Source organism: Bacteroidia bacterium (genome assembly GCA_026932145.1).
GTDB lineage: Bacteria > Bacteroidota > Bacteroidia > J057 > JAIXKT01 > JAIXKT01.
This window is the reverse complement of the sequence record JAIXKT010000063.1, coordinates 1-5,841: the sequence shown is the minus strand read 5'-3', so window position 1 is coordinate 5,841 and position 5,841 is coordinate 1. Positions and strand designations below refer to the sequence as shown.

The window sequence follows — 5,841 nt, the reverse complement described above, 5'->3', positions numbered from 1 at the left end:
TTTTCAAATGCCCCACCATCGCCAATACGTAATCCGTTATCGGTCAGTGTAAAAAGACAGCCAACCCACAAATGGCACATTTGGTTTTTGCCGACACACGAGCCAACCCAAAAAACCAAAAGAGCCATTTTTTGCCAACGCACCGCAGGACGACTAAAAGGAAATTGATTACTTTTTATCTTGCAAAATGAGATACAAATAAAAATAAAATCTATCTTTGCGACTTGAATCATTTGAACAAATGAACAGAATAAAAGAAGTGCTGGACGAAAAAGGAATTAAGCAAACTTGGCTTGCCGAACAATTGGGCAAAAGCTACAATATGGTTAATGCTTACGTGCAAAACAGACAACAACCACGAATTGAAGTGCTTTACGACATTGCCAAAATTCTTGATGTAAACGTAAAGGAACTATTGATTGATAGCGATATTAAAAAGGACAAATAATGAGTAAGGAACAAAAAATAACCAACGACATAAAAGTGCCGAACAAGGATTTGGAAGCATTGAGAATGAATTTTCCGCATTGCTTTGACAAAGACGGAAATTTTCAATTGGAAAAATTCAAAAACAACTTGACTGAAAATGAAATCAATTTTTCTACTGAAAGTTACGGTTTAGACTGGCTTGGAAAATCTTACGCAAGACTTTTGGCAAGCGACCCAGCTACAACTTTACTCAAAGCAGATGAAACGCACAACGCCAAACCTGAAAACGCAAACTCTCAAAATCTGCTCATAAAAGGCGACAATTTGGAAGTGCTTAAACACCTTGCCAATGCCTACTACGAACAAGTAAAAATGATTTACATAGACCCGCCTTACAACACAGGTAGTGACGGGTTTACTTATCAAGACGACAGAAAATTTACTGTAAAAGAACTGCAACAACTTATTGGAGTTGACGAAGAAAAGGCAAAACGGATTTTAGATTTTACTCAACAAAAAAGTAACAGTCATTCGGCTTGGCTTACATTTATGTATCCACGCTTATACATTGCAAAACAACTACTAAAAGATGATGGGGTAATTTTTATTTCCATTGATGATAGTGAAGCTGCTACTTTAAAAATGTTATTAGATAATGAAATTTTTGGAGAAGAGAATTTCAGGGGCATTATAATTAGAGCTACAGGAACAACAACTGGACAAGAAGCCCTCAAAATTGGTAGTTCATACGATTCTTGTTTGTGCTACTCTAAAACACCTAAATTTCAATTAAAGGGTATTCCATTAAAAGGGAAAGACCTTAACAGGTTCAACAATGATGATAATGATGGAAAAGGCAAGTATGCACTTTTACAGTTAAGAAAAACTGGAAATGCAGACAGAAAAGAAGACAGGGAAGGAATGTTTTTTCCAATAATCGCTCCTGATGGAAGCCAAGTATTTCCAATTGGTCCAACTGATTATTTAAGTCGATGGAGAACTGGCAAAGATAAATTTCAAAAGTTTTTGGATGAAGGATTAATTGTTTGGAAAGAAAACGGAGAAGATATTGAAGAGTTTGAAGATGAAGAAGATGAAATTGAAGAAGATGAAATTACAGATTACTCTACTGTTACTAATGAGAATGTAGATATTTCAAAATTCAAGTCTAAATGGAAACCCTACGTTAAATATTATTTATCAGAAAGGACAAAACAAGTATCTAACCTTTGGACTGATATTGATGGAAATAAGAAAGGCAGTATTGAACTAAAGCAACTGTTCGACAAAAAGAAATTATTTGAGAATCCAAAACCAACAGATTTCTTAAAGCGATTAGTTACGATTAGTTGCAATTCTGATGAAATAATACTTGATTTTTTTGCAGGCTCTGGAACTACTGCTGATGCAGTCGTTAATATGAATATAGACGACTTAGTTAAACGGAAATTTATCCTAGTTCAAATTCCAGAACTAATTGACCCGAAGAAGAGCAAAACAACATACAATTATGTCAAGAACGACTTAGGTGTTGAAGAGCCAACAATTTTTGACGTAACAAAAGAACGAATCATTCGAGCCGCAAAAAAGGTAAAGGGTAATTCTAATAATAAAATTGCAGAACGAGAAAAAGATATTAAAGAACTTGAAAGCAAATTAGACCTCGAAGAAAAGGAAGAAAAAATAAAAGAACTTAAGGCAGAAATTAAGTTACTAAAAGAACAAGACCTTGGCTTCAAAATTTTTGAAACCACTCCTATTTGGGAAGATTATGATTTTGAAGCCGAACAATTTGATTCAACTCAAACCTTATTCGACATAGGAAAACTCTCCGAAGATGATATTAAAGCCTTGCTTATAACCTGGAAAACTTATGATGGAATTGCGTTAACGCAAGAATTAGAAAAAATAGATTTAAGCGGTTACACCGCTTATTATGGAAACGGAAAATTGTATTTGATGGATAAAGGTTTTACAACCAACAACCTGAAAAACTTGCTTGAGAAAATTGATTCAGACAAGAAATTCAATCCTACTTCAATTATTGCTTTTGGCTATCATTTAGAAAGTAAAAATTTACGTGAACTTTCTGAAAATGTAAAGTCATACGCCAATAAGAAAAATATTGATATTGACTTTATAACAAGATATTAATATGAAGGGATTTAATTTTGAAAAGAACCTGAACCATCAATCACACGCAGTAGATAGTACTATTGCTGTGTTTGAGAATATTCTCCTTGTTCAGCCAACGGAAGCAGATAAAAACTTCATTAATCCTTCATTTGATTTTTTAACCGACAGAACATATCCACAGAATATAAGAACTGTTCAAGAAAGCAATGGCATTGATGAAAAGATAAAACGAAACAGCAATATCATTGACATAATGATGGAAACAGGAACAGGCAAAACTTACACTTACACCAAAACCATCTTTGAACTCAATAAACATTTTGGCATTTTCAAATTTATTGTAGTTGTTCCTACTCTATCCATTAAAGCAGGAACAATTGATTTTTTAAAATCAGACAGCAGCCGTGAGCATTTCAAAGAGCAATACGGAAAAACACTTCACTTACACATTGTAGAAAGTAAAAAGAACAATAAAAGTAAGAAATCATTTATTCCGCCAACTGTTACAAGTTTTGTAAATGCAGGGAATTTTGAAAAAAACAGTATTCAGGTAATGATTATCAATGCTCATATGATTACCTCAGAAACTATGCAAAAGAGTTTTGATAAAGGATTATTTGATAAATATACTATTCCTTTAGATGCTATTGCAGCAGTTAAGCCATTTATTATTATTGATGAACCACATAAATTTAAAGAAAGTAATAAATCTTGGAAGATCATAGAAGATAATTTAAAGCCTCAGTTTGTATTAAGATATGGAGCAACTTTCCCTGATAGAGAAGTCAAGCAAAAAAATCTATTATCTGACAAACTAGAAAAAGTAAATATCAAAGATTATCATAATCTCATTTACACTTTAACCGCAGTAGATTCATTCAACAGAAATTTAGTGAAAGGTGTAATCGGACACATTACAGAATTTGAAAGTGGTAAAAACGCTGTTGTAAAATTCATTGACTCGGACGGCACAGAAGCCAGTTTTGAATTGATAGAAAACGATAAACGCAAAACAGTTACCTTAACCAAAAAGGAAAGTCTCAAAAAGATACATTCTGAAATGACCGACCTAACAATTGAAAGTTTGAATAAAAGCACGGTTGTTTTGTCAAACGGTTTGGAAATGAAAAAGGGCGATAAAATCAATCCTTATTCGTATGCTGAAAAGTTGCAGGAGACAATGATTCAAAAGGCAATCAAGCACCATTTTGAAATCGAAAAAACTTTGCTGACAAGAGATGTGAAAATAAAACCGCTTACGCTGTTTTTTATTGACAACATTGACGAATATCGAAACAAAGACGGTTATATTCGCAAAACCGTTGAACAATACATTGAATTGGAAATAAAGGAACTGCTGAAAACTGAAAAAGATGTTTTTTACAAAGCATACCTTGAAAAAACATTGCTTGACCTTTCAATAACACACGCAGGATATTTTTCAAAAGACAATACAGAAAAAGACGAAGCCATTGAAAAGGAGATAAACGAAATCTTGCACGACAAACAAGCAATGCTTGATTTAGAAAACCCAAGACGATTCATCTTCTCAAAATGGACTTTGCGTGAAGGATGGGATAACCCGAATGTATTTCAGATTTGTAAACTCCGAAGCAGTGGGAGCGAAATTTCAAAACTGCAAGAAGTTGGTCGTGGTTTGCGTTTGCCAGTAAATGAATACGGCAATCGTGTAAAAGACGAACAGTTTTATCTTAATTATTTTGTGGACTTTACCGAAAGTGATTTTGTAGATAAATTGGTAAATGAAATCAATCAGAAATCGGGTGCAATATCAATAGAAGTAGTTCCTGACAAACTTTCTGATATAATGATTAAGAAGATTTGTGAACTATACGAAACAACCGAAGATGAACTTTTAGAAGTTTTAGATTCAAATAATGTAGTTACAAGAACTAATTCTTTTAAAACTGGTGGTTTCGATTTTATTAAACAAAACTATCCGCGAATTTTTGAAGGCGTTAATTCAAATAAAGTTCGCAAAGCAACAGACCCAAAAAAGAAAGTAGTTGTAAGAACAGAGAAATATCAAGAGTTGAAAGACCTTTGGGAAAAACTGAATGAAAAAGTAATTCTTGAATACAAGTTTGACAATGAAGCAGGATTTAAAACTTTGTTTACAGACTTTTTAAAAGCACAAAAAGACAATTTCACATCAGACGGAATCAACGAAAGAATTTCAAAAATTGAAATTAAAGACAACAAGGCAGTTGCCAACGAGCCTGAATCGGTTTACAACAGAAAAACAGCTACGATTTCTATAATGAAATACAGCGATTTTCTGAAAGAACTTTCAAAAATCCTAAATATAAACATCAAGACACTTCATCAATCAATCATTGATGCAGGAACAGACATAAACAAATTCCTAAATCAAACAACGCTTAGAATCATAAAACAAAACTTTGACCATTTCTTAATGGCAAATGCAATTGATAAATTTAGCATTGAGTATAAAAAAGTATCAAACAACATTCACCCAACTAAATTGACAGACGAGAAAGGAAATGTCTTGAAAGAGATTTCCGCTTCAGATGTTGGTGTTTTGTTTTCGGACGAAGATGTTGCAAATTCATACTTCTTTGACGAATTGTATTACGATTCAGACTTAGAAAAAACGAATATAAAATCAGAAATTAAGGAAGTAATTGTTTTTACAAAGATTCCGAAGAATTCAATTAAAATTCCAGTTGCAGGTGGTAAAAGTTACTCACCTGACTTTGCTTATGTTTTGAAATTCAAAGACGGTGAGCAAAAACTAAACTTTATCGTGGAGACAAAGGATGTAAACAGCAAAGACGGTTTACGTGACGAAGAAAAATTCAAAATAAAACACGCTGAAAAGTTTTTTGACGGCAAAGTAAAAATTGAATTTAGGACACAGTTTAGCAACAACAAAATAGTTGACTTAATCAAAGAAATTTCAGTAAATGAATAAGCCGACATCAATAAGCCAACGCATTTTGCAAGCACATTGCCAAAGCCGCACGAGCCAACGCTACAACCAAAGCTTTGTCAAAGAGCTTGCAAAGCCAACGCACAACCGACTGACAGACAGGACGAAAGAAGAACACCGAACCGATAACACGGGTTTGGCAAAAGTGGCGGTTCAGTACTCCGCAGACACATTTGTGGTTAATCAAAGTTTGGTTCTCCGCATCAACATTTGTGGTGAAAATCGCCACCTTCGCCAAGCCCGAAACCGTTATGGGCAAGTTTAAAAAACGACACAACGGAATGAAACAGACACGAGAACCA

5 protein-coding genes are annotated in these 5,841 nt (G+C 33.8%); 4 read left to right on the top strand and 1 reads right to left on the bottom strand.

Annotation, left to right across the window (positions count from 1 at the left end):
* Positions 1–233 (bottom strand): hypothetical protein (locus LC115_13615; protein MCZ2357705.1); only part of this gene is annotated, 233 nt, incomplete at its 3' end.
* An 8-nt stretch (positions 234–241) separates the two neighbouring features.
* On the opposite strand from LC115_13615, the gene LC115_13610 reads away from it, so the two are divergent.
* From LC115_13610 to LC115_13595, 4 genes are read left to right on the top strand one after another with little or no spacing between them, the layout of a single operon-like run.
* Positions 242–448, top strand: coding sequence for a helix-turn-helix transcriptional regulator (locus LC115_13610; protein MCZ2357704.1), 207 nt, complete (start codon positions 242–244; stop codon positions 446–448).
* Positions 448–2,583, top strand: a complete 2,136-nt coding sequence (locus LC115_13605; protein ID MCZ2357703.1) for a site-specific DNA-methyltransferase — start codon at positions 448–450, stop codon at positions 2,581–2,583. The genes LC115_13610 and LC115_13605 overlap by 1 nt, the downstream gene beginning before the upstream one ends.
* A 1-nt stretch (position 2,584) precedes the next feature.
* Positions 2,585–5,521: a type III restriction-modification system endonuclease gene (locus tag LC115_13600; protein MCZ2357702.1), complete on the top strand. Its 2,937-nt coding sequence runs from the start codon at positions 2,585–2,587 to the stop codon at positions 5,519–5,521.
* Positions 5,514–5,804 carry a hypothetical protein gene (locus LC115_13595; protein MCZ2357701.1) on the top strand — a complete coding sequence of 97 codons (291 nt, stop codon included), beginning with the start codon at positions 5,514–5,516 and terminating at the stop codon, positions 5,802–5,804. The genes LC115_13600 and LC115_13595 overlap by 8 nt, the downstream gene beginning before the upstream one ends.
* Positions 5,805–5,841 lie beyond the last annotated feature (37 nt).

Coding starts and splice junctions, on each gene's coding strand:
- LC115_13610 (MCZ2357704.1), top strand. CDS start 242: ATGAACAGAATAAAAGAAGTGCTGGACGAAAAAGGAATTAAGCAAACT.
- LC115_13605 (MCZ2357703.1), top strand. CDS start 448: ATGAGTAAGGAACAAAAAATAACCAACGACATAAAAGTGCCGAACAAG.
- LC115_13600 (MCZ2357702.1), top strand. CDS start 2,585: ATGAAGGGATTTAATTTTGAAAAGAACCTGAACCATCAATCACACGCA.
- LC115_13595 (MCZ2357701.1), top strand. CDS start 5,514: ATGAATAAGCCGACATCAATAAGCCAACGCATTTTGCAAGCACATTGC.